The organism is Pseudomonas sp. OV546 (assembly GCF_900116845.1).
In the GTDB taxonomy this organism is placed as follows: domain Bacteria; phylum Pseudomonadota; class Gammaproteobacteria; order Pseudomonadales; family Pseudomonadaceae; genus Aquipseudomonas; species Aquipseudomonas petroselini.
On record NZ_FPCE01000003.1, the window covers coordinates 150,804 to 177,237 of the forward strand.

Genomic DNA, 26,434 nt, shown 5'->3' on the forward strand with positions numbered 1-26,434 from the left:
CCGGGGGAGAAATGCGGTGGCTTATTCGCCCCAGACGTCCTTGAGCACGTTGACCCAGTTCTCGCCCATGATCTTGCGCACCACGCGCTCAGGATGGCCGCGCTTGAGCAGGGTCTCGGTGAGGTTGGGGAACTCGCCCACGGTGCGGATGCCCAGCGGGTTGATGATCTTGCCGAAGCTGGTCAGGCGGCGTGCGTAGCCCTTGTCATGGGTCAGCATTTCGAAGAAATCCTGGCCATGGCCCTGGGTGAAGTCGGTGCCGATGCCGATCGCGTCTTCACCGACGATGTTCATGGTGTATTCGATGGCTTCGGCGTAGTCGTCGATGGTCGAATCGATGCCCTTGGCCAGGAACGGCGCGAACATGGTCACGCCGACAAAGCCGCCGTGGTCAGCGATGAACTTCAGCTCTTCATCGGATTTATTGCGCGGGTGCTCTTTGAGCCCGGACGGCAGGCAGTGCGAATAGCACACCGGTTTCTTCGATTCGAGGATGACTTCTTCGGACGTCTTGGAGCCCACATGGGACAGGTCGCACATGATGCCGACGCGGTTCATCTCGCCGACCACCTCACGGCCAAAGCCCGACAGGCCGCCATCACGCTCGTAGCAACCGGTGCCGACCAGGTTCTGGGTGTTGTAGCACATCTGCACCACACCGACGCCGAGCTGCTTGAAGATCTCGACGTAGCCGAGCTGGTCTTCGAAGGCATGGGCGTTCTGGAAGCCGAAGATGATGCCGGTCTTGCCCTGTTCCTTGGCTTTGCGGATGTCCGCGGTGGTTTTCACCGGGATCACCAAGTCACTGTTCTCACGGATCAGGGTCTGGCTGGCCACTATATTGTTGATGGTGGCCTGGAACCCTTCCCACACCGACACCGTGCAGTTGGCAGCCGTGAGGCCACCTTTGCGCATGTCTTCGAACAGGTCGCGGTTCCACTTGGCAATAATCAGCCCGTCGATAACGATGCTGTCGGCGTGCAATTCGGCTGGGCTCATCAGGCGTCCCCTTATTGGCGATTCATGCGCCGAATCGTCTGCCGGCGCTTTGGGGCCAGCATATGCCCAGGGGCCGACAGAGCCGGGTGCAAAAACGACAGGGGAATTGCCGAAAGCGTCAATCCACGACAAAGGCTGTTAAGAGAGGTCTGACTGGCGACTGTTCATTGTCTTACGCTTGAGCCAGAATTCCCGCATCACCTGATATGAGACGGCGCAATGAAATCGATTTTCCTGGCTTTGGCACTCATCGCAACCGGCGTTCACGCGGCCGAAGACACCGATAGCACGCCGTGCGACGGCATCGAAAACGACAAGCAAACCCTGGAATGCGCCTCTTACAACAAAACCACCGCTGAGCAACTGCTCAAGGATAACTATCAGGGCCTGCTGGAACGCATGGGTTCGACCTATGGCAGCGACAAGACCAAACTGGCCGACATTACCGCTCGTCTGAAGGATGCGCAGCAGAAGTGGGAGAAATTGCGCGATGCCGATTGCGCCGTGGATACGTTCCCGGCCGTGAACGGCACCAAGGCCTATGCGATTGCGCAGAATGATTGTTTGGCGCGAATGAGTGATGAGCGGTCGGAGTTTTTGGAATCGATTGGGCAGGAGTGACGGCTAGAAGGCTTTCCATATTGAGTTGAAGGCCATTTGCAGATGATCACGCTGAATTTTGTCGATATGGAGGTCCGCGCAATGCTGGCTCCACTTCGACAAGGCCTCCATGGTCTGCTCGATGTAAAGCTCGGGTTCGAGAAAGCTGAAGGGTTCACAGACCTTCCTGATTGCCTGGCGTGATGGCTGGCCCGTACCTGCAAAGGCACAGGTATGTTCATTCCCGCGACCGCTGGTATTGGCAAACGTCAGGTCATAAGCTGGCGCCATCTGCCAGCCAGCCGAGGAGCCGAAGAACGAGAAGTTTTTCGCGTGATCGTCGCGATTGTGAGCCAACGCATTGAAGACCATCAGCCGAGCCATTTTCTGCACATCACCGGCGTTTTGGGTGATGGCGAAGGTCAGGCGCAACAGGTCGCCGTAGTCAAGGCTGGGCATGCGGAAATCGGCATACAGGATCGCCGCGCAGGTCAGCATATGGCGCTTGATGTGACCGGTTCGGTCAAAGCGTCGAGTGTTGAAAAAACGCTCTAGTCCGGTATCCGTCTGTACCTCGAGCAGGCTTGAATCCGAGACTTCGACCCCCGCGTTACGAGCGATCTCGGCGTAGGCTTGTTCGATAGCGCCACTGTCGCGATGCTCGCCCTGACTGCGGAATTTGATCAACCAGTGTTCATAGCCTTCAGGCATCTCACCAAATGAAGAAATGGCCTGCTGCTTGTCGGTCGAGAGCCCAATGACTGCCTTTGGCCGCGCACCACCGGGAGAGCCTCCCGCCAGGCGCAATGACTCGATCACCTCGTGCGTTTCGCCAGACAATACGTTTTGCGAAGCGTGGTAAAGGGACGCCAGATCCAGCTCGCCTTGCTCTGAATCTTTCTCGAGCATCGGCCTATACTCAAGCGCCCCCATGCCCCGATTGCCCATATAGGCCAGCCGGTCCAATGGGCGTATCGCACGCCGTTCAATTCCCAATTTCATGCGAAAGAAACGGTCCATCAGCAACAGCCCCCAGCCATCGGGCAACGAATCGCTGAACGCCCCCGGCAGGCCACCGAAAAGTAACTCGTCAGCTGCCAACTGAGGTGTGGAAGAAAAGTCCATGTACAACGGCGCCAGGTTGAAGCCGTTCGCCAACCAACTCGGATCATACGAAAAATAAATCCCCCTGCCGGGTGCATCCACCAGCTCACCGACGTGTGAGCCTTGCAACATAACGTGCAGTGCGGAGACTGTTTTCATCGACGCCCTCGAAGCCTGGTTTGACTTTTCAATTCCTGGAGACTGATCGGCGGCGGCGCACTGAACAGATTCGCCATTTGCGCCCCTACCCCCAGGCTCATCGCGATCAGCAGTAAGGCATCAAGGGAAACCTTTCCGGTCGTTTCAAAGCGCTTGAGCGTGGACTCGGCCACTCCCGACTGGGCTGCCAAGGCTCGGCGAGAAAGGTTCTTGCTCAGCCGCAGTGCCTTGGCATTTCCAGCGATCTGCAAAGCAATCTCGCCGGGGGCGTAGAGAATATGGGTAAGGGCCATGGTCCGACCTCAAATGAGTGTTAGCAAGTGTAGCACCCGCAGGAAGCCCACATAAAATAATGGACAACCTGCTATCCATGAATATGTTTTTCTTAGCATAAGAGACAACCTGGTATCTCTTATTAAAATATAAATCTGACCTGGATTGCCGCGCCTTTGACCCCCCTCGAAAGGTGCGCGACCATCTGCGCCATCTCACGTCCTTCAAGGCTAAACCATGAAAACCTGCGGCATCGAAATCAAAGGCAGCGAAGCCATCATCGCCGTCGCCTCCCTGGACAACCAGGCGCTGACCCATGTCGCCCTGGCGACCAAGAAAATCGCGCTGGACGACGACGATGAGGCCGCCAACGTCAAAGCCTTCGCCACCCAGGTGAAGGCGTTTGTGCAGGAAAATGCCATCGAGCGCATCGCCATTAAGAAGCGCAGCAAGAAAGGTGAGTTTGCCGGTGGGCCGACCACGTTCAAGATTGAAGGGGTATTTCAGTTGCTGGACGGTGTTGAGGTGACGCTGTTGTCGCCGCAGACCATCAATGCACAGAACAAGAAGCACACCTTTGACTTGCCGGTGACGCTGAACAAATATCAGCATGAGGCGTACAAGGCGGCGTGTTCGGCACTGGTCAAGAAATAAGCCACACCCTATATCAATGTGGGAGCTGGCTTGCCTGCGATGGCGGTGTATCAGCCAGCATCTACAGCGCTGCCCCACCGCTGTCGCAGGCAAGCCAGCTCCCACATGTGCTCAGCGTTTGATTCAGTTAAGTGCTCGGCGCCGGTGCTGCAGCCAATCTCCGAAGGATTTGTCCTCCAGGGCATAGCCACCCCGGCTCGACTTCCATACCAGCTCTTTATCACGCAGGGCATCGATACAGGCCTGGATGGTCTGGGTGCCCGGCACTACGTCGCTGCCCATGTCTTCCAACGCCTTGCTGACGGCCGTGATGGTGCTGTCGGTAAACGGCGCGAACGGTTCGTTGTTCTGGGAGCGCTCCACCATCACTTCCAGCACCGCACGCTGGGGAATGGTGAGGGCGTTCCAGGCACTTTCGAATTCGGTCCAAACGCCGGCGCGCAGCAGTTCGGCGCGACTGTGCAGCAGTTGGCCGAGATTGCTCGCCTCCCCCAGTTCCAATGCCACTTCACCAATAATGGTGCGCAACATTTCCGGGCGACGGCCCACCAGCTCGAACGCTTCATCGATGTCGGCCGCATTGAACTGGTTGGTCTTGGCCAGAAGGCCGTTGAGGTACACGGTGTAGGCCTGTGTGAATGCTTTGCCCAACAGTGGAAATGGCGTGATGCTGGACCCGAAGAACGGCTGGCTTTTACCTAATACCAGATGGGCAAGCTTGTCGCGATTGGACCCCGTGAACACCAGGCGCAACCCGCTGCCCTCGCCTTCACGACCTTGGTTGAGCTGGTCCCGGGCGGCCTTGAGGGCAAACATCGCGTTAACACCCGCTTCGGTGGTGAGCGCGTGCTGGGCTTCGTCGATCACCAGCACGACGGTTTTCTCGGCAGCGCTGTGAAGCAGCTCCAGCGCTTGCGTCAGTGTCGCGCCTGCAGGCAATTGCGGCTTGGTGAAATCCCAGGACAAGGTGCGCAGGAAGCTGAGCTTTTCGATGCCGATATTTTTGGCCAGTTTGCGGATGCCCTTTTCAAAGGGCACCAGGGCACCGGCAATGGCACTGGAGATCAGGTCGGCGGGGTCTTTTTCCTTGTCGGCCCACAGGTCGACATACACCGCCAGCCAACCACGTGCCTGGCATTCAGGAACAAGGTCCTCACGCAAAAAAGTACTTTTGCCCGTGCGACGCGGCGCCGCGAGAAATAGGCCAGAGGTGAAATCCTGAATACCGGCCCCCACCAGGCCATCGGCAATGCTGCTTGCCAGGTCGGGACGGCGGAATACAAAGCCGCTGTTCTTGGACATGCTTTTATACTCAATTATGGAAAGGACTATAAATTATAGTAACGAGTATAATTGACTATAATCAGCCGTCAAACCACCTCCCGTCGCCGATCCTCCCTCGGACACTTGGCAAACCTCGCCCGATAACTCCTAGTGAAATACGACGGCGACTCAAACCCACAGGCAATGCTCACCTCCAGCACGCTCAAATCACTCTGGCGCAGCAACTGTCGGGCTTTTTCAAGGCGCAGGCCGAGGTAGAAGTTGCTCGGTGTGTCGTTCAGATGCAGGCGAAACAGGCGCTCCAATTGCCGCCGGGTGACTTTGATCGCCTCGGCCAAGGCCAATGTGCTCAGCGGCGGCTCGGTGTGTTGCTCCATCTCGCCGATCACTTGCACCAGTTTCTTGTTGTTGATGCCGTAGCGCGTGGCGATCTGCATGCGCTGGTGGTCTTTGCGCGGGCGGATACGGCTGAGCACGAATTGTTCGGAGACCTGGATCGCCAGGTCCGGGCCATGGGCCTGGGCGATCAGGTCGAGCATCAGGTCGATGGAGGCTGTACCGCCAGCGCAGGTGATGCGGCGGCGGTCGATTTCGAAGAGTTCCTGGGTCACTGTGAGCTGCGGATAGGATTCCTTGAACGCGTCGATAGCTTCCCAGTGCAGGGTCAGGCGATGGCCCTCGAGCAGGCCGGCTTCAGCGAGTACGCAGGCGCCGGTGTCGATGGCGCCGAGGGTCACGCCGTCGTGGTCGAGGCGGCGTAGCCAGTGCTCCAGGGCGGGTGTGGCGAACTGCAACGGTTCGAAGCCCGCCACCACCAATAACGTCGCACCCTTTTTCAGCGGTTCCAACGCGGCGTCGGCGTTGACCGACATGCCATTGCTCGCCAGCACCGCGCCGCCATCGGCGCTCAGCACGTGCCAGCGGTACAACTCGCCACGGAAGCGGTTGGCCACCCGCAGCGGTTCGACCGCGGAGATAAAGCCGATGGCCGAGAAGCCCGGCATCAGCAGAAAGTAGAAATCCTGGGACATGGTGGCGCTCTCGTCGGACGGGCAGCGTGGCACTGTGATACTCCCGTTATCGGGTGGATTCAAGGGGGCAGGTCGCTGCAGTGCAAGAGCGGGTCGCCGCCGTGCGTTTTGTCGCCCCTAAAGCTACGTAACGTGATCCCACGGCGCACAAAGACGCCGGACCCCACAATAACGACCTGCCGAGGGATCCACCATGAACCGACTGATTCGCCGCTGCTTGCTCGCACTCAGCGCCAGCGCCATCTTGAGCACCCACGTAATGGCCGCCGATGCGGCGTCCTGCCAGAACGTGCGCATGGGCGTGGTGAACTGGACCGACGTAATCGCCACCAGCGCCATGACCCAAGTGTTGCTCGACGGCCTCGGCTACAAGACCAAACAGACCAGCGCCTCCCAGCAAATCATCTTCGCCGGTATCCGCGACCAGCGCCTGGACCTGTTCCTGGGCTACTGGAACCCGCTGATGACCCAGACCATCACGCCGTTCGTCGACGCCAAGCAAGTCAAGGTGCTGGACAAGCCCAGCCTGGAAGATGCCCGCGCCACCCTCGCCGTGCCGACTTACCTGGCGGACAAAGGCCTGAAAACCTTCGCCGACATCGCCAAGTTCGAGAAAGAGCTGGGCGGCAAGATCTACGGCATCGAGCCAGGCTCGGGCGCCAACACCCAGATCAAGGCGATGATCGCCAAGAACCAGTTCGGCCTGGGCAAGTTCCAGTTGGTCGAATCCAGTGAAGCCGGCATGCTCGCCGCCGTCGACCGTGCGGTTCGCCGCAAGGAAGCCGTGGTGTTCTTCGGCTGGGCGCCGCACCCGATGAACGTCAACATCGCCATGACGTACCTCACCGGCAGCGACGACGCCCTGGGCCCGAACGAAGGCATGGCGACCGTGTGGACCGTGACCGCGCCAACCTACGCCGAACAGTGCCCCAACGTGCACAAACTGCTGACCAACCTGACCTTCACCGCCGCCGACGAGAGCCGGATGATGCAGCCGTTGCTGGATCACAAGGACGCCCTCGAGTCCGCCAAACAGTGGCTCAAGGATCACCCGCAGGACCAGGCACGCTGGCTGGAAGGGGTGACCACCTTCGACGGCAAACCGGCGGCGGCCAACCTGCAATTGACCAGCAAGTAACCCCCCTTCAATCACCGCTTCGCGGTCACTTTCGACCGCGAACGGCATCGCCACACCCTTGAAATCACGCCTGTAAGGAACCGCCTCATGAACCACGACGTCATCATCACCTGCGCACTCACCGGTGCTGGCGACACGACCAGCAGAAGCCCGCACGTGCCGGTCACCCCGAAACAAATCGCCGCCGCCGCCGTGGAAGCCGCCAAGGCCGGTGCCACCGTGGTGCATTGCCACGTGCGCGACCCCGAAACCGGCAAGTTCAGCCGCGACGTCGCCCTGTACCGCGAAGTGATGGAGCGCATCCGTGAGGCCGACATCGACATCATCGTCAACCTCACCGCCGGCATGGGCGGCGACCTGGAGATCGGCGGCGGCGAGCACCCGATGGAATTCGGCCCCAACACCGACCTGGTCGGCCCGCTGACTCGCCTGGCCCACGTGGAAGAGCTGCTGCCGGAAATCTGCACCCTCGACTGCGGCACGCTGAACTTCGGCGATGGCGACACCATTTACGTGTCCACCCCGGCGCAGCTGCGGGCGGGTGCCAAACGCATCCAGGCATTGGGCGTGAAAGCCGAGCTGGAAATATTCGACACCGGCCACCTGTGGTTCGCCAAACAGATGATCAAGGAAGGCCTGCTGGACGACCCGCTGTTCCAATTGTGCCTGGGCATCCCGTGGGGCGCGCCGGCCGACACCACCACCATGAAAGCCATGGTCGACAACCTGCCCGCCGACGCTGTGTGGGCCGGCTTCGGCATCGGCCGCATGCAAATGCCAATGGCCGCACAAGCGGTGTTGCTGGGCGGCAACGTGCGGGTCGGCCTGGAAGACAACCTGTGGCTGGACAAAGGCGTGCTCGCCACTAACGGTCAGTTGGTGGAGCGAGCGAGTGAAATCCTCAGCCGCCTGGGTGCACGGGTCATGACCCCGGCCGAAGGCCGCGTCAAGATGGGTTTGACCAAACGCAGCTAATCAAAACGGTGGGAGGGGGCTTGCCCCCTCCCACAAGGGATCACCGAACTCTTTAGGACGTCGCCATGAGCTTTATCACTGAAATCAAAACCTTCGCCGCCCTCGGCAGCGGCGTTATCGGCAGCGGCTGGGTGGCTCGCGCCCTGGCCCACGGCCTGGATGTGGTCGCCTGGGACCCCGCGCCCGGTGCCGAAACGGCGCTGCGCAAGCGCGTCGCCAACGCTTGGGACGCTCTGGAAAAACAAGGCCTCGCACCGGGCGCATCCCAGGACCGCCTGCGCTTTGTCGCGACCATCGAAGCGTGCGTGAAAGACGCCGACTTCATCCAGGAAAGCGCCCCGGAGCGCCTGGAACTCAAACTGGATCTGCACAGCCAGATCAGCGCCGCAGCCAAGCCGAACGCGTTGATTGGTTCTAGCACTTCGGGCTTGTTGCCAAGCGAGTTCTACGAAGGTTCGACCCACCCCGAGCGCTGCGTGGTCGGGCACCCGTTCAACCCGGTCTACTTGCTGCCGCTGGTGGAAGTGGTGGGCGGCAAGCACACTGCGCCAGAGGCGATCCAGGCGGCGATCAAGGTGTATGAATCACTCGGCATGCGCCCGCTGCATGTGCGCAAGGAAGTGCCCGGCTTTATCGCTGACCGACTGTTGGAAGCGCTATGGCGCGAGGCGCTGCACTTGGTCAACGATGGTGTGGCCACCACCGGCGAGATCGATGACGCGATCCGCTTTGGCGCGGGCCTGCGTTGGTCGTTCATGGGCACCTTCCTCACCTATACCCTGGCGGGTGGTGATGCCGGCATGCGGCATTTCATGGCGCAGTTCGGTCCGGCGCTGCAGTTGCCGTGGACCTACCTGCCGGCGCCGGAACTGACCGACAAGTTGATTGACGATGTGGTCGACGGCACCAGCGATCAACTGGGCAAGCACAGTATTTCTGCGCTGGAGCGCTATCGTGATGATTGCCTGCTGGCGGTGCTGGAGGCAGTGAAAACCACTAAGGCCAAACACGGCATGAACTTCGCCGAATAACGGAAACCCTGACATGCCCGCACTCACCACCTACACCACCCAGGTCCACCCCGAGTGGGTGGACTACAACGGCCACTTGCGCGACGCGTTCTACCTGCTGATCTTCAGCTACGCCACCGATGCATTGATGGACACCCTGGGCCTGGACAGTGAAAACCGCGAAGCCAGCGGCCACTCGCTGTTCACCCTGGAGCTGCACCTGAACTACCTGCACGAAGTGAAACGGGGCGCCGACGTCGAAGTGCATACGCAACTGATCGCGCACGATGCCAAGCGCCTGCACCTCTATCACAGCCTGCATCTTGTGGGTGAAGAACGGGAGCTGGCGGGCAACGAACAGATGCTCTTGCACGTTGACCTCGCCGGCCCGCATTCGGCGCCGTTCACCGAGGCCACGCTGGAAAAACTCGCGGCCATCAGCGCTGAACAGGCTGACCTCGCGCGCCCCGCACTCCTTGGCCGAGTGATAGGGCTGCCACCGTCGCAGGCAAAAAAAGCCCCGATCAAGCCGTGACAGGATCGGGGCAGAGTGCTTTGTGTGGCGTGACATCCCGAGGGTGACCAAACCTTCAAGTTGCTTGCCTGGCGTTCAGTGTGCCTATTACTTCTACCGGTCAATGCCTCGAAAACGACCTGTTCATAGCCATCTGAGGCATTCGTGCAATCTGCCCTTGCCGACCGGTTGAGCGGCTACCAGAATCCCAGTCAGACCCCGCTCCCTTCACCAGGATAAACGTCATGATGCATGCGGATTTGATTGACCAGGATGACCTGCTGGGCCAACTGCGCTCGCTGGGTTTCGACGTGTCCAGCGGCGCCACCGCCGAACAGGCTTGCGAGTGCGCGGTGCGCGGTTTGAACGAAGCACGGGCCAGGGCGCTCAAGGGCATGGTTGAGCAGATGTACAGCGGCAGTGCGACGATTTTGCCGGCAGTGCGGCAGGCGATCGATAAGCAGTTGTTGCCGGCACTGGTGCAGTTCAGGCAGAACTCTGGCGCCTGATAGATTGCTATCGGGGGCAAGCCCCCTCCCACAGGTTGATGTGTGAACACAGTCAAAGGTGGGAGGGGGCTTGCCCCCGATGCAGACGACTCGGTCTACAGCCGTACGCTGGCAAACGTCGACTCATTACGCGCCTGGCTCAACGCCGACATCGGCCCCGACAACGGTGACAACACCAGTGCCTGCGGAATCGGCATCATCGCCACTTGCTGGGTGGTGTTGGAGCCTACACGCTCATCCCGTGGCGGAATGCCGAAGTATTCGCGGTAGCACTTGGAGAAGTGCGGTGTAGAGACAAAGCCACACACCGATGCCACTTCGATGATCGACATCGGCGTTTGCTTGAGCAACTGCCGCGCACGGATCAGGCGCAATTTGAGGTAGTAGCGTGACGGCGAACAATGCAGGTATTTCTGGAACAAGCGCTCCAACTGGCGACGGGACACGGCGACGTACACGGCCAGTTCATCCAGGTCGATCGGCTCTTCCAGGTTGGCTTCCATCAGCGCCACGATTTCCTGCAGCTTGGGCTGGTTGGTGCCGAGCATGTGCTTGAGCGGCACCCGCTGGTGATCCTGTTCGTTGCGAATGCGTTCGTACACAAACATCTCGGAGATGGCGGCCGACAGTTCGCGACCGTGATCGCGGCTGATCAGGTGCAGCATCATGTCCAGCGGCGCGGTGCCGCCAGAGCTGGTGAAGCGGTTGCGGTCGAGGGTAAACAGGCGTGTGCTCATTGCCACGCGGGGGAAGGCTTCCTGCATCGACGCCAGGCATTCCCAGTGCACGCTGCAATCAAAACCGTCGAGCAAACCGGCGCAGGCCAGGGCCCAACTGCCTGTGCACACCGCACCCAGGCGACGGGACTGGCGCGCCTGGCTTTGCAGCCACGACACATGTTCACGGGTAACGGTGCGCTGGATACCGACGCCGCCGCACACGATCACCGTGTCCAGGGCTGGGGCTTTGTGCATGGAGGCATCGGGGGTGATTTGCAGACCGTCGCTGGCCCACACTTGGTTTCCATCGACGCTCAAGGTCGTCCAGCGGTACAGCTCACGGCCGGACAACTGGTTGGCCATGCGCAGCGGTTCGACTGCGGACGCCAGGGAAATCAGCGTGAAATTGTCCAGCAGCAAAAAGCCGATGGATTGAGGCGCACGGTTCTGGGGTTGAGCCCCTGAGTTGAACGACGTCATCGCGGTATCTCCTCACACAAAGCGGGTGGTGGCCTCAGGCGAGGCTCTTGTTATTGCGCTCAGCCTAAGGAAGGCGACGCTTTGGATTGATAGAGCAAATGCCATGCCTAAAATTGAATGGCCATTCAATAACTCCTGAAAACGACCTGATGACGCGTCTATATAAGCCCGCGCAGGAAGTGCGGGATATGACCTGAAAAGGACGTCAGAGCGAGCCTGCTCAAGCTGTGTGAGCAGTTCGGTAGCACTTGTGGGAAGGCGCTTTGAGGGTGTGGGAAACGTCTGTCACCACACGCACAGGTGACGGGTGGTCGAGAGCAAAATCGTTTGGAGGCTACTTATCTGTTTGCGACGCGCCAAAAGGTGGCGCTTTTGGCTCCGGTGCTCACTTGTAGTGAGCGGGCTTGCCCCGCGCTGGGGGGCGAAGCCGCCCTAAAATCAGGCGACTCGGCTTTACCTGAAACTATGTGGTGCCTTTATTGGGGCGGCTTCGCCCCCCAGCGCGGGGCAAGCCCGCTCACTACACAGTCTTCAACACTCTACTGCGCTGACCGCCAACCCACCCCGCGATGTCTCTTTGTACTTGTCATGCATATCCGCCCCGGTATCCCGCATGGTGCGGATCACCCGGTCGAGGGAAATAAAGTGCTGGCCGTCGCCACGCAAAGCCATCTGCGCCGCATTGATCGCCTTCACCGCTGCAATGGCATTGCGCTCGATGCACGGCACTTGCACCAGCCCACCCACGGGGTCGCAGGTCAAGCCGAGATTGTGCTCCAGGCCGATTTCGGCGGCGTTGCACAGTTGCTCCGGCGTGGCGCCGAGGATCTCCGCCAGCCCGGCGGCGGCCATGGCGCAGGCCGAGCCCACCTCCCCTTGGCAGCCGACTTCGGCGCCGGAAATCGAGGCGTTTTTCTTGCACAGGATGCCGACCGCCGCCGCGCCGAGCAGGTAGTCGACCACGTTGGCTTCCGTCACCTCCTCGCTGAATTTCATGAAGTAATGCAGCACCGCTGGAATAATCCCCGCCGCACCGTTGGTGGGTGCCGTGACCATGCGCCCACCGGCCGCGTTTTCCTCGTTCACCGCCAGGGCGAACAGATTGACCCATTCCATCGCGCTCAAGGTCGAGCCGATCACATTCGGCTTGCCCAATTCCTGCAAACTGCGGTGCAGCTTGGCGGCGCGGCGGCGCACGTTCAGGCCGCCGGGCAGGATGCCTTCGTGCTTGAGGCCCTGCTCCACGCAATCCTGCATGGCGCGCCAGAGCTTCATCAGGCCACTGCGGATTTCTTCTTCCGAGCGCCAGGTTTTTTCGTTGGCCAGCATCAATTCGGCCACGCGCAGGTTGTGGGTCTTACACAGCTGCAACAGCTCCACCGCGCTGGAAAAATCATAGGGCAACTCGGTGCGGTCCATATCGGCCACGCCGCTTTGCGCCTGGGCCTCATCCACCACAAAGCCGCCCCCCACCGAATAGTAGGTGTCGCGGTGCAACTCACCGTTATCGTCGTACACCACCAAGGTCATGGCGTTGGGGTGGAAGGGCAGGTTTTCGTCCAGCAGGCGCATGTCACGGGCCCACACGAACGGCACGGGCAAGCGCCCGTCCAGCAGCAGAGTGTCGGTCTCGCGCAGGGTGTGGATCCGCAGGCCGATTTGCGCCGGATCGATCGCGTCCGGCCACTCGCCCATCAGGCCCATGATGGTGGCCGTGTCGCTGCCGTGGCCGATGCCCGTGGCCGACAAGGAACCGTAGAGCTGAACTTCAACGCGCCGAACCTGTTCCAACCATTCACGTTCACGCAGTGCTTGAACGAACAACGCCGCGGCGCGCATGGGTCCGACGGTGTGAGAACTCGAAGGCCCGATGCCGATCTTGAACAGGTCGAAAACGCTGATAGCCATTGCCGTGAAACTCCTCGGTGAGTACGGGCCAGGCACCAAGGAGCTGCTACGCTCAGATCGCCCAGATGGCGGCATCATCAAGCTTTTATCCGCCCTCACGGCGTCTCACACCGACGTAACCATGCTCACCAGCGTCGCCCGTGCGCAATCACCTGTTTTGGCCGTTTTTGGCGGTGCAGATGGGCAAAAACTGCAGTTTTGCCTTGGGAAAAACCTGTAAGCGACGTCACCGACACTGGATGCGACCCTGCCTGTACTGGATACGACGCCCCCTGTAGGCGTCAGATTTTCACTGGTACATGATCAGTCTCGACTCGTTTGCAAGGCACCGTGCCAGAGCTGTTGTCGCACGCACCAACCGCAACACTTATAAAGCGCGGCGAAGGCCGCCAGAAAAAACACAGGAGTCTAGCCCCATGAAAGCTTCACCCTCGTTGTTGTTGGCCGCCATGCTGAGTCTGCCAGTCCTGGCGCACGCTGCAGAACCGGCACAATGTCAGACCGTCAACTTCTCCGATGTCGGCTGGACCGACATCACCGTCACTACCGCGACCACCAGCGAAGTCCTCAAGGGCCTGGGCTACAAGCCTCGCACCACGATGATTTCGGTACCGGTGACCTACAAGTCCCTGGCCGACGGCAAGAACATGGACATTTTCCTCGGCAACTGGATGCCGACCATGGAAAACGACATCAAGCAGTACCGTGATGCCGGCACCGTGGAAACCGTGCGCGCCAACCTGGAGAACGCCAAGTACACCCTCGCGGTCCCGGAAGCGCTGTACAACAAAGGCCTGAAGGACTTCGCCGATATCGCCAAATTCAAGGATGAGCTGGGCGGCAAGATCTACGGCATCGAGCCGGGTAACGACGGCAACCGCACCATCCAGACCCTCATCGACAAAGACGCCTTCGGCCTGAAAACCGCCGGTTTCAAAGTCGTCGAGTCCAGCGAAGCCGGCATGCTCTCCCAGGTTGAACGTGCCACCAAGCGTGACCAGGCCATCGTGTTCCTCGGCTGGGAACCGCACCCGATGAACACCCGCTTCAAGATGAAGTACCTGACCGGGGGTGACGATTCGTTCGGCCCCAACTACGGCCAGGCCACCATCTACACCAACACCCGCAAGGGCTACACCCAGGAATGCAGCAACGTGGGTCAGTTGCTGAAAAACCTGTCGTTCACCCTGAACATGGAAAGCACCCTGATGGGTAACGTCCTGGACGACAAGATGAAGCCCGACGCCGCCGCCAAGGCTTGGCTGAAGAAGAACCCGCAAGTCCTCGACACTTGGCTCGCCGGTGTCACTACCGTTGACGGCAAACCAGGTCTGGAAGCCGTAAAAGCCTACCTCGACAAGTAACGCAGCTGACCCCGGGCCGGTGCGCTGGCCCGGGATGTTTTCCCCTTCGCATGTGGACATTCACTACCATGCTGACTGAACAGAAAATCCCACTAGGCCAGTACATCGCTGCCTTCGTCGAATGGTTGACCCAACACGGCGCCAACTACTTCGACGCAATCGCATCGACACTGGAAACGATGATCCACGGCGTGACGTTTGCGCTGACCTGGTTCAATCCGCTGGCATTGATCGGTCTGATTGCGCTGCTGGCTCACTTTATTCAACGTAAATGGGGACTGACTGTTTTTGTCATCGCCTCCTTCCTGCTGATCCTGAACCTGGGGTACTGGCAGGAAACCATGGAGACCCTGGCGCAAGTGCTGTTCGCCACCCTGGTCTGCGTGGTGATCGGTGTGCCGCTGGGCATTGTTGCCGCGCACAAGCCGATGTTCTACACCCTGATGCGGCCGGTGCTCGATCTGATGCAGACCGTACCGACCTTCGTCTACCTCATCCCTACCCTGACCCTCTTCGGGCTGGGTGTGGTGCCTGGGCTGATTTCCACGGTGGTGTTCGCGATTGCCGCGCCGATCCGCCTGACCTACCTGGGTATCCGCGATGTACCGCAAGAGTTGATGGACGCCGGCAAGGCCTTTGGCTGCTCGCGCCGTCAGTTGCTCTCGCGCATTGAACTGCCCCACGCCATGCCGAGCATCGCCGCCGGCATTACCCAATGCATCATGCTGTCGCTGTCGATGGTGGTAATCGCGGCCCTGGTGGGCGCCGATGGCCTCGGCAAGCCGGTGGTCAACGCACTCAACACCGCCGACATTGCCCTGGGCTTTGAAGCAGGCCTGGCGATTGTGTTGCTGGCCATCATGCTCGACCGCATCTGCAAACAACCCGACGCTAAAGTAGGGGGTGATGCATGAGCATTATCCGATTCGACAATGTCGACGTGATCTTCTCCAAAGACCCACGCGAGGCGCTCAAGCTGCTGGACCAGGGCATGAGCCGTAACGAGATCCTGAAAAAGACCGGGCAGATTGTCGGCGTTGAAAAGGCCAGCCTGGACGTTGAGAAAGGCGAAATCTGCGTGCTGATGGGCCTGTCCGGCTCCGGCAAGTCCAGCCTGCTGCGTTGCATCAACGGCCTCAACACCGTGAGCCGTGGCCAGCTGTTCGTGGAGCATGAAGGGCGCCAGATCGACATCGCGTCCTGCACCCCCGCCGAGCTGAAAATGATGCGCACCAAGCGCATCGCCATGGTGTTCCAGAAGTTCGCCCTGATGCCTTGGCTGACCGTGCGCGAGAACATCAGCTTCGGCCTGGAAATGCAGGGTCGTCCGGAGAAAGACCGGCGCAAGCTGGTGGATGAAAAACTCGAGCTGGTGGGCCTGACCCAATGGCGCAACAAGAAGCCGGACGAGCTTTCCGGCGGCATGCAGCAACGCGTCGGCCTGGCCCGCGCCTTGGCGATGGACGCCGACATCCTGCTGATGGACGAACCGTTCTCCGCGCTCGACCCGCTGATCCGCCAGGGCCTGCAGGATGAGCTGCTGGAACTGCAGCGCAAGCTGAGCAAGACCATCGTGTTCGTGAGCCACGACCTCGATGAAGCGCTGAAACTCGGCAGCCGTATCGCGATCATGAAAGACGGCAAGATCATCCAGTACAGCGTGCCGGAAGAGATCGTGCTGAACCCGGCGGACGACTATGTGCGCACCTTCGTCGCCCATACCAACCCGCTGAACGTACTGTGCGGCCGCAGCCTGATGCGCACGCTGGACAACTGCAAACGCGTGAACGGTTCGGTGTGCCTCGACCCGGGCGGCGATTCGTGGTTGGACCTGGCCGAAGGCAATACCATCCAGGGCGCGCGGCAGAATGGCGTGGTGATGAATTTGCAGAACTGGGCGCCGGGGCAACCGGTGGAAGGACTGGGCCGGGTGCCGACGCTGGTGGACTCGAATATCGGCATGCGTGATGCGTTGCAGATTCGGTATCACACCGGGAACAAGTTGGTGTTGCATGACAACAACCAAGTGGTGGGAATTCTGGGGGACAGCGAGCTGTACCATGCCCTGCTAGGCAAAAACCTGGGCTGACAAACACTGCACATCTCAATGTAGAAACTGCGTCAATGTGGGAGGGGGCTTGCCCCCGATTGCGGTGTATCAGTAACAGAAGTACTGACTGACACATTGCTATCGGGAGCAAGCCCCCTCCCACATTTAGTTCTGTTTACACATGTGGACCCGGTGGTGTCAGTGAAGACACCACCCGTCATCACCTATCAGCTATAGACACGGCCAAGGAGCTGCCGATGGCTTTCAAACTGATCGAGCACATCCCGGGTGATCTGTTCCTGGGTGAAGCCCATCAGGTCGTATTCCTGAGGCCCGTTGTGCAAGTAGACCTCGGCGCGGTAATAACGCGTGCGTTCTTCCTCAGGCACATCGCTCGGCGCCGACGAATAAGCATCCAGGCTCACTTCATAAACGAAGGGGTTGCCCTCTTCCATCTCGATGCGCACACCGATGCAACGCTTGGACTTGCCCAACAGCGTCTGCACTTCCAACCCCTGGTCACGCAACGCGACCGCAGCCTCTTCCAGCGCCGGCGTGACGTGCTTGTCCATAAAGCGCTGCACGGTGCCTTGGCTCGGTTGCAGGTCCAGCGCGGTCAAACGCTCGCTGAAACCACGACGCCCGCGTTCGGCCAATTGCGCCTGCTCCTGTTCGATCGCCACATCCTGGCGCATGGCCTTGTGCAAACCGAACATGAAGAAGATCAGCACCACCGAGAACGGCAGCCCCGCCAGCACCACCATGGTTTGCATGGCCTCGAAGTTGCCAGCAAACAGCAAGCCGATGGTCACCAGGGTGATCACCGCCGACCAGAAGATCCGCAGCCAGTGCGGCGCATCTTCGTCCACATTGCCGCCTTTGCACGAAAGGTTGGCCATCATCACCGCACCGGAATCCGCCGGCGTCAGGAACAGCACAAAGCCCACGAAGATCGACACACCGATGACGATTTTCGACGCCGGGTAATGCTCAAGCAGTTGGTAGATGGCCATGGACGGCTGTTCCAGCGCCGTCTTGCCCAGCTCTACCGCACCGTGGTTCAGCACCAGGTCCAGCGCCGAGTTACCGAAGATCGACAACCACGCCAGGGTGAAGCCCAGCGGGATCAGCAGCACGCCGGCCACCAGTTCACGCACGGTGCGGCCACGGGAAATACGCGCGATGAACATGCCCACGAATGGCGCCCAGGAAATCCACCAGGCCCAGTAGAACAGGGTCCACAGGCCCATCCAGCGCTCGGTCTTGTCGGCGTCGCCTTCGTACACGTAGAGGTCGAATGTTTTCAGGATGATGCCGTTGAGGTAGTCACCGGTGTTCTGCACCAGACCGTTGAGCAAGTGCAGGGTCGGCCCGAACAGCAGTACGAAGATCAGCAAGCCGCTGAACAGCACGATGTTGAGGTTGGACAGGCGGCGAATACCGTTCTCCACGCCCGACACGGCAGCGATGGTCGCCACGGTGCTCATCACGATGATCACGATCAGCAAGTTGGTGTTGCTGTGCTGCATGCCGAACAGGTTTTCCAACCCGGACGACACTTGCATCGAGCCGATCCCCAGGTTGGTCACCAGGCCGAGCAGGGTCACGAACATGCCGAAGCCATCCACCGCATGGCCGGCCGCGCCTTTCACCCAACGCTCGCCTACCAGCGGGTACAGCGCCGAACGCAGGGCCAGCGGCTGGTTATGGCGGTACGCGAAGTACGCCACGGCCAGGCCGACCAGCGCATAGATCGCCCAGCCGTGCAGGCCCCAGTGCAGGAAGGTCAGTTGCAACGCCTGGCGGGCGGCGCCATTGCTGGCGGCCGCGCCTTCGGGCGGGTTGAAGTAGTGGTCCAGCGGCTCGGAGGCACCGAAGTACAGCAGCGAAATGCCGATGCCCGACGAGAACAACATGCCGGCCCAGGCGCCGTAGCTGAAGTCCGGGGTGTCGTCCTTACTGCCCAGTTTCAACTTGCCGTAGGACGAAAACGCCAGGCCGACCACGAACACCAGGTAGGCGGCGATGACCACCATGTAGTACCAGCCGAAGCTTTTAGACAGCCAGGCCTGGGCGACGCCGAGCATGCGCCCGGCCTCCTGCGGGGCGATGATCAGGATGGCGGTCAACAACAGAATCAGCGCGGTGGAGGTGTAGAACACCCAACCGTTGACCCGCACCTTTTCCGGCGGGGTCTTTATAAGAGAGGCAGAACTCATGGCGCAGATGCTCCAGGCAGTGCGAGAGAGAAACACAAGGCAACGGTTATCCCGGGACATCGATTTTTCGGCAGTCGACGGACGGGTGTTATAAAGACACCCCGAAAATTCCTGAACCCGCCGAAACGGTGGCCAGGCCCTGATACGGCCTGTTTCAAGGGTTTTTGCAGGTGTCAGATGTCACGGCCCACACGTAGGAAATACCTGTAGGCAGCGACCATTTGTCGCAGAGCTTATTCTTTGTTGATTGAACGTTCAATCAAAACAAAATAGACTGGCCACCAAGTCGACGAACGTTCATCGCCCGTCGCAGGCCTAAGGAGAGGTGCTACATGCCCAAGGTCGGTATGCAACCCATACGCCGCCAGCAGTTGATCGAAGCCACCCTGACGGCCATCGATCAGGTCGGGATGGGCGATGCCAGCATTGCGCTGATCGCCCGTTTGGCCGGTGTCTCGAACGGCATCATCAGTCACTACTTCAAGGACAAGAACGGCCTTATTGCAGCGACGATGCGCTATTTGATGAACGCATTGATCGATAACGTCCACGAACGCCGGCTGGCGCTTACGGACGACAGCCCACGGGCACATCTTCAGGTGATCATCGAGGGCAACTTCGACGCCAGCCAGGTCAACGGACCGGCAATGAAAACCTGGCTGGCCTTCTGGGCCACCAGCATGCATCACCCGTCATTGCACAGGTTGCAGCGGATCAACGATCAACGTCTGTATTCCAACCTGTGCTGCCAGTTCCGCCGAGTGCTGCCGCTGCCGCACGCACGCAAAGCAGCCCGAGGCCTGGCGGCCCTGATCGACGGTTTATGGTTGCGCGGCGCACTGTCGGGAGACGCTTTCGACACGGCGCAGGCGCAACGGATCGCTTACGAATACATGGATTTCCAATTGGCCAAGCAGGTGAGTTAGAGCACCTATAAACGCTCAACCCCTGAACGTCTGCCGCTCAGTGTTGCCACACCCTCATGGCCCACTTTTCGGCGGGTAACGCCAACCACTTATGCACTTGCGAGGACTTTATGGCCCGTTTCGACCTGCAAAAACTCTACATTGACGGCGGCTACAGCGACGCTGGCAGCGATGCCACCTTCGAAGCCATCAACCCGGCTAACGGTGAAGTTCTCGCCCAAGTGCAACGCGCAACGAAAGAAGACGTTGAACGTGCCGTGGTCAGCGCTGAAAAAGGCCAGAAAATCTGGGCCGCCATGACCGCCATGGAGCGTTCGCGCATCCTGCGCCGTGCCGTCGACATCCTGCGCGAGCGCAACGACGAACTGGCCGCCCTGGAAACCCTGGACACCGGTAAAGCCTTCTCCGAAACCCAATACGTCGACGTCGTCACCGGCGCCGATGTCCTGGAATACTACGCAGGCCTGGTACCGGCCATCGAAGGCGAGCAGATCCCACTGCGCGACACGTCTTTCGTCTACACACGCCGCGAGCCGTTGGGCGTGGTCGCCGGTATCGGCGCGTGGAACTACCCGATCCAGATCGCCCTGTGGAAATCCGCACCGGCCCTGGCCGCCGGTAACGCGATGATCTTCAAGCCCAGCGAAGTCACCTCGCTGACCACCCTGAAACTGGCCGAGATCTACACCGAAGCCGGCGTTCCGGCTGGCGTGTTCAACGTGCTGACCGGCAGCGGCCGTGAAGTCGGCACCTGGCTGACCGAGCACCCGCGCATCGAGAAAGTCTCGTTCACCGGCGGCACCGACACCGGCAAGAAAGTCATGGCCAGCGCTTCCAGCTCCTCGCTGAAAGAAGTGACCATGGAACTGGGCGGCAAGTCGCCGCTGATCGTGTTCGAAGACGCCGACCTGGATCGTGCCGCCGACATCGCGATGATGGCCAACTTCTACAGCTCCGGCCAAGTCTGCACCAACGGCACCCGTGTGTTCGTGCCTAAGCACTTGCAGGCGGCTTTCGAAGCCAAGATCGTTGAGCGTGTTGCCCGTATCCGCGTTGGCGACCCGCAAGACGAAAACACCAACTTCGGCCCGCTGGTCAGCTTCGCCCACATGGAAAGCGTGCTGGGCTACATCGCCAAAGGTAAAGAACAAGGCGCACGCCTGCTGTGCGGCGGCGACCGCCTGACCGACGGCGACTTCGCCAAAGGCGCCTACGTGGCCCCAACGGTGTTCACCGACTGCACCGACGAGATGACCATCGTCCGTGAAGAAATCTTCGGCCCAGTGATGAGCATCCTCACTTACGAGACCGAAGAAGAAGTGATCCGCCGCGCCAACGACACCGACTTCGGCTTGGCTGCCGGCCTGGTAACCAAGGACCTGAACCGCGCCCACCGCGTGATTCATCAGTTGGAAGCGGGCATCTGCTGGATCAACGCCTGGGGCGAGTCCGACGCGAAGATGCCGGTCGGCGGCTACAAGCAATCGGGTGTTGGCCGTGAGAACGGCATCAGCTCGCTGAACAACTTCACCCGCATCAAATCGGTACAGGTTGAGCTGGGCGACTACGCCTCGGTGTTCTAAGACTCGAGATTTGTATCGCCTTTGAGGCCGCCATCGGGGGCAAGCCCCTCCCACCTTTGACTGTGTAAACCCGATCAAATGTGGGAGGGGGCTTGCTCCCGATGAGGCCCGACCTGACCACACTTCAAAGAGGGTGCATTTATGTCCCAAGAATACGATTACATCATTGTGGGTGCCGGCTCCGCCGGTAACACCCTGGCGACCCGTCTGACCGAAGACGAAGGCGTCACCGTCCTGCTGCTGGAAGCCGGCGGCCCCGACTACCGTCTCGACTTCCGTACCCAGATGCCCGCTGCCCTGGCCTTCCCACTGCAGGGCCGCCGCTACAACTGGGCCTACGAGACCGATCCAGAGCCCCACATGGACGGCCGCCGGATGGAATGCGGTCGCGGCAAGGGCCTGGGTGGCTCTTCCCTGATCAACGGCATGTGCTACATCCGTGGCAACGCCATGGACTACGACAACTGGGCAAAACTTCCAGGGCTTGAAAACTGGACGTACCTGGACTGCCTGCCCTATTTCAGAAAAGCTGAAACCCGCGACATCGGCCCGAACGACTACCACGGTGGCGAAGGCCCGGTCAGCGTGACCACGCCAAAAGCCGGCAACAACCCGCTGTTCCACGCCATGGTCGAAGCCGGCGTGCAGGCCGGTTACCCGCGCACCGACGACCTGAACGGCTACCAGCAAGAAGGCTTCGGCCCGATGGACCGTACCGTGACCAAAAATGGCCGTCGCGCCAGCACTGCACGCGGTTACCTCGACACGGCGAAGAAGCGCTCGACCCTGACCATCGTCACCCACGCCCTCACGGACAAAGTGTTGTTCGAAGGCAAGCGTGCCGTTGGCGTGCGTTACCTGATCGGCGCCGCCGAAGAGCGCGTTGAAGCCCGCGCCCGCAAAGAAGTGCTGGTGTGCAGCGGCGCGATCGCCTCGCCGCAACTGCTGCAACGCTCCGGCGTCGGCCCGGCCAAATTGCTGGAAAGTCTCGACATCCCCGTGGTCCACGACCTGCCGGGCGTCGGCGAGAACCTGCAGGACCACCTTGAGCTGTACCTGCAATACGCCTGCACCCAACCGGTGTCGCTGTACCCCTCGCTGCTCTGGTACAACCAGCCGGCGATCGGTGCCGAGTGGCTGTTCAACGGCACCGGCATCGGCGCCAGCAACCAGTTCGAAGCCGGTGGATTCATCCGCTCGCGTCCGGAATTCGATTGGCCGAACATCCAGTACCACTTCCTGCCGGTGGCGATTAACTACAACGGCAGCAACGGTGTGAAAGAGCACGGTTTCCAGGCGCACATGGGCTCCATGCGTTCACCAAGCCGTGGCCGCGTGCAACTGAAGTCGAAGAACCCACGGGACTACCCGAGCATCCTCTTCAACTACATGGCCACTGAGCAAGACTGGCAGGAATTCCGCGATGGCATCCGCCTGACCCGTGAAATCATGCAGCAGCCGGCGCTGGACCCGTACCGTGGTCGCGAAATCAGCCCTGGTATTGACGTGCAAACCGATGAGCAACTCGACAAGTTCATCCGCGAACACGCCGAAACCGCGTTCCACCCGTCCTGCTCGTGCAAGATGGGCACCGACGAGATGGCGGTTGTCGACGGTGAAGGCCGCGTGCATGGCATGCAGGGTCTGCGTGTGGTCGATGCGTCGATCATGCCGATCATTACCACCGGCAACCTGAACGCGCCGACGATCATGATCGCCGAGAAAATCGCCGACAAGATCCGCGGCCGCCAGCCTCTGCCGCGCAGCACCGCCGACTACTACGTGGCCGGCGATGCGCCAGTGCGTGGCAAGCCGCTGCGTGAAGTGGGCCCTACCGCACAGTAACTGATGCACCTTTGTAGTGAGCGGGCTTGCCCCGCGCTGGAGTGCGAAGCGCTCCCAAGATGTTAGGGCCGCTGCGCAGCCCAGCGCGGGGCAAGCCCGCTCACTACAATGATCCGCTTTCCTTGATCAGCTTCCAGCCCAGGCCTACTCTGTTTGCCTGCCCGCGCTGAGCCGCCCACAAGGAAGGCCCCATGTTCGACCACCACGCCACACTCAAAAAGCACTTCAGTGCCCTGCGCACCCGCGCCGAATTTTTCTCGCTGCGTTATGTACGCGAATCCGGCCACTACCTGGCCGTACGCAAGAACGTCGCCGAACCGCCACACCTGAACCACGACGAGGGCGCCATGCTCACGGTGCGTGTCAACGGGGTGGAAGCCTACGCCGCGACCCACGACATTTCCCTCTCCGGCCTGCAAGCCGCCCTTGAGCGTGCCGAACAGCAAGCCCGGTTGATCAAGCCCCACGCCCTGCTCGACCTGCGGGACCAACACGTTTCCAGTGACGTCGCGGACTACCTGTCACCCGACCTCGACCAACCCTTTCCGTCCCTGAGTGATTGCTACCAACTGCTGGGGAGCGAGTCGGCCGCCGTCCCCCAGGACGAACGCCTGGTGAACTGGGAAGTCAGCCTTGGCCTGACCCACGTCGAGCAGATTTACCTCAACAACGCAGGCGCCGAACTGCGCCAGGCCCAGCGCTTTGTATTCCCCGGCGTCAACGTCACGGCCTATGACGGCAACGACAGCCAGTCGCGCACGCTCGGCGGCAGCAACTTCGGCCAGCAAGGTGGCTTCGACGTGATCAGCCGCTTCGGCCTGATCGGCGCCGCGCCGCGTATTGCCGACGAAGCCCTGCAACTGCTGCTGGCACCCAACACGCCACAGGGCCCGCGCGACCTGCTGCTGATGCCCGACCAGATGATCCTGCAGATCCACGAATCCATCGGCCATCCGCTGGAACTCGACCGCATCCTCGGCGATGAGCGCAATTACGCCGGCACCAGTTTCGTCAAGGCCAGCGACTTCGGCCACCTGCAATATGGCTCCACGCTGCTCAACGTGACCTTCGACCCGGACATCCCCGAACAACTCGCCAGCTACAGCCATGACGATGACGGCACCCGCGCCAGCAAACAGTTCCTGATCCGCGAAGGGCTGCTGCTCAAACCGCTGGGTGGAGCGTTGTCGCAGTTCCGCGCCGGCATGGGTGGCGTCGCCAACAGTCGCGCGTGCAGCTGGAACCGCCCGCCGATCGACCGCATGGCCAACCTGAATATCGAACCCGGCGACCAGAGCCTGGCGCAACTGATCGGCGGCATCGAGCACGGTATCTTGATGTCGACCAACCGTTCCTGGTCCATCGATGACGCGCGCAACAAATTCCAGTTCGGCTGCGAATGGGGCCAACTGATCGAAAACGGCGAACTCAAAGGCGTGGTGAAAAACCCCAACTACCGGGCTATTTCCGCGCAGTTCTGGCGCAAGCTCAGCGCCGTCGGCGACGCCAGCACGTTCAAGGTCCTGGGGACGCCGAACTGCGGCAAGGGCGAACCCAACCAGGTGATCCGCGTGGGCCATGCCTCGCCTGCCTGTGTATTCAGTGATGTCGATGTATTTGGGGGAGATGCCTGATGAACAACTTCAAGGCACTGGTGGATTGGCTCAAGCATGCCATCACCGACGGTGAACGCTTCCATCTGGGCTACGCGGATGAGTCGTCCGAGTTCGTGCGCTTCAACCACGCACACGTGCGTCAGGCCGGACAGGTGCAACAGGCCAGCCTCACGCTGAAACTGATTAACGACGGCCGTCACGCCGACCTGGGTATCACCCTGGGCGGCCAGCCGGAAGTCGACCGCCAACGCCTCGCCGAGGGCCTGCAACAGTTGCGCGAAACCTTGCCGCTGCTGCCGCAGGACCCGTACCTGCTGCTGAACCATAATGCCTGGCAAAGCCACAACGAACAGGCCCGCCCCCTGCCCGACCTGGCCCTGGTGTTGGAAGACATCAGCCGCGCCGCGCAAGGCGTGGACTTGGTCGGTTTCTACGCCGCCGGGCCGATCAGCCGTGGTTTTGCCAGCTCCGACGGCGCCTTTGGCTGGCATCAGGCGAACAGCTTCAACTTCGACTTCAGCCTGTTCCATGCCAATGGCGAGGCCGTTAAAGCCAGCTACGCCGGTGACCAATGGGACAGTGCCGAATTCGCCCGTCGCTTCCAACTCGCCCGTGAACAGCTGGAATTCCTTGGCCGCCCGCTGCACAAACTGGCACCTGGGCAATACCGCGCCTACCTCGCGCCGGCGGCACTGGAAGAAATCATCAGCATCATCACCTGGGGTGGGTTTTCCGCCCAGGCCATCGCCAGCAAAGGCAGCTCGCTGCAAAAGCTGTATTCCGGTGAACAGTCCCTGAGCCCGTTGGTGACGGTGAAAGAGCAGATCAGCGGCTCATTGAGCCAGGCGTTTTCCACCGAAGGCTACCCACGGGGCGATGTCACGCTGATCAGCGCCGGCAAAGCCGACGGCCAATTGGTGAACTCACGCAGCGCCGCCGAATACGGCCTCAGCGCCAACGGCGCCAGCCGTGATGAATCGCCCAGCGCCCTGCAAATAGCGGCGGGCAACCTGGCCCAGGCCGACATCCTCAAACAGTTGGGCACCGGGCTGTACATCAGCAACCTGTGGTACCTGAACTACTCCGACCTCCCGGCGGCGCGTCTTACCGGCATGACACGCTTCGCCACCTTCTGGGTGGAAGACGGCGAGATCAAAGCGCCGGTCAGCACCATGCGCTTTGATGACAGCGTCTACCAACTGCTGGGGTCGCAGTTGGAAGCGCTGACAGCGGATCGGGAACTGCTGCTGTCGGCCAGTACTTACAGCCAGCGCAACACGGCCTCCAACCTGCTGCCGGGCGCCCTGGTCAAACGCCTGACCCTCACCCTTTAAACACAGCAGGTCCCTGTGGGAGGGGGCAAGCCCCTTCCACATTGCTCCGTGCTGGGTTCATACACCTTCGCTTTACACTTTCCTACGGTCAATTCTCGTCTGCCCAGTCTGCACGGGGCAGCCTGTTGTCGCCTGCAAAA

24 protein-coding genes are annotated in these 26,434 nt (G+C 60.6%); 16 read left to right on the forward strand and 8 right to left on the reverse strand.

All coding sequences use genetic code 11. The annotated features are described in order from the left end of the window. Positions 1–21 precede the first annotated feature (21 nt). The gene (locus BM403_RS08660; protein ID WP_015886257.1) at positions 22–999 is read right to left on the reverse strand and encodes a dipeptidase; all 978 of its coding nucleotides are present in this window, start codon (positions 997–999) and stop codon (positions 22–24) included. A gap of 219 nt (positions 1,000–1,218) precedes the next feature. Between BM403_RS08660 and BM403_RS08665 the strand changes: the two genes are divergently transcribed. Then, the gene (locus tag BM403_RS08665) at positions 1,219–1,620 is read left to right on the forward strand and encodes a lysozyme inhibitor LprI family protein (protein ID WP_015886258.1); all 402 of its coding nucleotides are present in this window, start codon (positions 1,219–1,221) and stop codon (positions 1,618–1,620) included. A gap of 3 nt (positions 1,621–1,623) precedes the next feature. Here the strand turns inward: BM403_RS08665 and BM403_RS08670 are convergent, their stop codons facing one another. Both BM403_RS08670 and BM403_RS08675 read right to left on the reverse strand, forming a co-directional pair. Further along, positions 1,624–2,862 (reverse strand): type II toxin-antitoxin system HipA family toxin, encoded by a 1,239-nt coding sequence (locus BM403_RS08670; RefSeq protein ID WP_015886259.1) that lies wholly within the window; start codon positions 2,860–2,862, stop codon positions 1,624–1,626. Further along, complete coding sequence (locus BM403_RS08675; RefSeq protein ID WP_015886260.1) at positions 2,859–3,155, reverse strand: helix-turn-helix domain-containing protein; 297 nt, start codon at positions 3,153–3,155, stop codon at positions 2,859–2,861. The genes BM403_RS08670 and BM403_RS08675 overlap by 4 nt, the downstream gene beginning before the upstream one ends. A gap of 217 nt (positions 3,156–3,372) precedes the next feature. Here BM403_RS08675 and BM403_RS08680 point away from each other — a divergent pair, with 217 nt between their 5' ends. Beyond that, the gene (locus BM403_RS08680; protein WP_015886261.1) at positions 3,373–3,789 is read left to right on the forward strand and encodes a DUF3010 family protein; all 417 of its coding nucleotides are present in this window, start codon (positions 3,373–3,375) and stop codon (positions 3,787–3,789) included. A 123-nt stretch (positions 3,790–3,912) separates the two neighbouring features. On the opposite strand, the gene BM403_RS08685 is transcribed toward BM403_RS08680, so the two are convergent. Together BM403_RS08685 and BM403_RS08690 are read right to left on the reverse strand one after the other, a co-directional pair. Further along, on the reverse strand, positions 3,913–5,091 hold the full coding sequence (locus BM403_RS08685) for an ATP-binding protein (protein ID WP_015886262.1): 1,179 nt from the start codon (positions 5,089–5,091) through the stop codon (positions 3,913–3,915). A 68-nt stretch (positions 5,092–5,159) separates the two neighbouring features. Further along, positions 5,160–6,104 (reverse strand): GlxA family transcriptional regulator, encoded by a 945-nt coding sequence (locus BM403_RS08690; RefSeq protein ID WP_015886263.1) that lies wholly within the window; start codon positions 6,102–6,104, stop codon positions 5,160–5,162. 193 nt (positions 6,105–6,297) lie between these two features. Here BM403_RS08690 and BM403_RS08695 point away from each other — a divergent pair, with 193 nt between their 5' ends. From BM403_RS08695 to BM403_RS08715, 5 genes are all read left to right on the forward strand, one after another. Next, on the forward strand, positions 6,298–7,242 hold the full coding sequence (locus BM403_RS08695; protein ID WP_093542479.1) for a choline ABC transporter substrate-binding protein: 945 nt from the start codon (positions 6,298–6,300) through the stop codon (positions 7,240–7,242). Positions 7,243–7,329: 87 nt separating this feature from the next. Next, positions 7,330–8,217, forward strand: coding sequence for a 3-dehydrocarnitine:acetyl-CoA trimethylamine transferase CdhC (locus BM403_RS08700; RefSeq protein ID WP_093542481.1), 888 nt, complete (start codon positions 7,330–7,332; stop codon positions 8,215–8,217). A 65-nt stretch (positions 8,218–8,282) separates the two neighbouring features. Next, positions 8,283–9,248 carry an L-carnitine dehydrogenase gene (locus BM403_RS08705; protein WP_093542483.1) on the forward strand — a complete coding sequence of 322 codons (966 nt, stop codon included), beginning with the start codon at positions 8,283–8,285 and terminating at the stop codon, positions 9,246–9,248. Positions 9,249–9,261: 13 nt separating this feature from the next. Next, a complete protein-coding gene (locus tag BM403_RS08710; protein ID WP_093542485.1) occupies positions 9,262–9,762 on the forward strand; it encodes a thioesterase family protein in 501 nt (166 codons plus the stop codon). Positions 9,763–9,986: 224 nt separating this feature from the next. Next, positions 9,987–10,250 carry a hypothetical protein gene (locus BM403_RS08715; protein ID WP_015886268.1) on the forward strand — a complete coding sequence of 88 codons (264 nt, stop codon included), beginning with the start codon at positions 9,987–9,989 and terminating at the stop codon, positions 10,248–10,250. 95 nt (positions 10,251–10,345) lie between these two features. On the opposite strand, the gene BM403_RS08720 is transcribed toward BM403_RS08715, so the two are convergent. Then, positions 10,346–11,449, reverse strand: coding sequence for a choline metabolism transcriptional regulator GbdR (locus BM403_RS08720; protein ID WP_005792167.1), 1,104 nt, complete (start codon positions 11,447–11,449; stop codon positions 10,346–10,348). 531 nt (positions 11,450–11,980) lie between these two features. Further along, positions 11,981–13,357 carry an L-serine ammonia-lyase gene (locus BM403_RS08725; protein WP_046034970.1) on the reverse strand — a complete coding sequence of 459 codons (1,377 nt, stop codon included), beginning with the start codon at positions 13,355–13,357 and terminating at the stop codon, positions 11,981–11,983. Here BM403_RS08725 and BM403_RS31425 point away from each other — a divergent pair. The 4 genes from BM403_RS31425 (at position 13,320) to choV (ending at position 16,810) form a co-directional block, all read left to right on the forward strand. Further along, complete coding sequence (locus BM403_RS31425; protein ID WP_139237960.1) at positions 13,320–13,577, forward strand: hypothetical protein; 258 nt, start codon at positions 13,320–13,322, stop codon at positions 13,575–13,577. The two genes, BM403_RS08725 and BM403_RS31425, sit on opposite strands and share 38 nt — an antisense overlap. A gap of 196 nt (positions 13,578–13,773) precedes the next feature. After that, on the forward strand, positions 13,774–14,721 hold the full coding sequence (locus BM403_RS08730; protein WP_015886270.1) for a choline ABC transporter substrate-binding protein: 948 nt from the start codon (positions 13,774–13,776) through the stop codon (positions 14,719–14,721). 68 nt (positions 14,722–14,789) lie between these two features. Beyond that, positions 14,790–15,635, forward strand: coding sequence for a choline ABC transporter permease subunit (gene choW / locus BM403_RS08735; RefSeq protein WP_015886271.1), 846 nt, complete (start codon positions 14,790–14,792; stop codon positions 15,633–15,635). Then, on the forward strand, positions 15,632–16,810 hold the full coding sequence (choV, locus tag BM403_RS08740) for a choline ABC transporter ATP-binding protein (RefSeq protein ID WP_015886272.1): 1,179 nt from the start codon (positions 15,632–15,634) through the stop codon (positions 16,808–16,810). The genes choW and choV overlap by 4 nt, the downstream gene beginning before the upstream one ends. 188 nt (positions 16,811–16,998) lie before the next feature. Here choV and BM403_RS08745 read toward each other — a convergent pair whose 3' ends face one another. After that, complete coding sequence (locus BM403_RS08745; protein WP_224265943.1) at positions 16,999–18,933, reverse strand: BCCT family transporter; 1,935 nt, start codon at positions 18,931–18,933, stop codon at positions 16,999–17,001. 389 nt (positions 18,934–19,322) lie between these two features. Between BM403_RS08745 and betI the strand changes: the two genes are divergently transcribed. The 5 genes from betI to BM403_RS08770 all read left to right on the forward strand — a co-directional run bounded on the left by betI (position 19,323) and on the right by BM403_RS08770 (position 26,294). Further along, positions 19,323–19,916 carry a transcriptional regulator BetI gene (betI, locus tag BM403_RS08750; RefSeq protein WP_015886274.1) on the forward strand — a complete coding sequence of 198 codons (594 nt, stop codon included), beginning with the start codon at positions 19,323–19,325 and terminating at the stop codon, positions 19,914–19,916. A gap of 110 nt (positions 19,917–20,026) precedes the next feature. Further along, complete coding sequence (gene betB, locus BM403_RS08755; protein WP_015886275.1) at positions 20,027–21,499, forward strand: betaine-aldehyde dehydrogenase; 1,473 nt, start codon at positions 20,027–20,029, stop codon at positions 21,497–21,499. Positions 21,500–21,640: 141 nt separating this feature from the next. Further along, entirely contained in the window at positions 21,641–23,344 is a 1,704-nt protein-coding gene (betA, locus tag BM403_RS08760) for a choline dehydrogenase (protein ID WP_015886276.1), read from the forward strand. A 191-nt stretch (positions 23,345–23,535) separates the two neighbouring features. Next, positions 23,536–24,978 (forward strand): TldD/PmbA family protein, encoded by a 1,443-nt coding sequence (locus BM403_RS08765; protein WP_093542487.1) that lies wholly within the window; start codon positions 23,536–23,538, stop codon positions 24,976–24,978. Next, positions 24,978–26,294: a TldD/PmbA family protein gene (locus BM403_RS08770; protein ID WP_093542489.1), complete on the forward strand. Its 1,317-nt coding sequence runs from the start codon at positions 24,978–24,980 to the stop codon at positions 26,292–26,294. The genes BM403_RS08765 and BM403_RS08770 overlap by 1 nt, the downstream gene beginning before the upstream one ends. Positions 26,295–26,434: the final 140 nt, after the last annotated feature.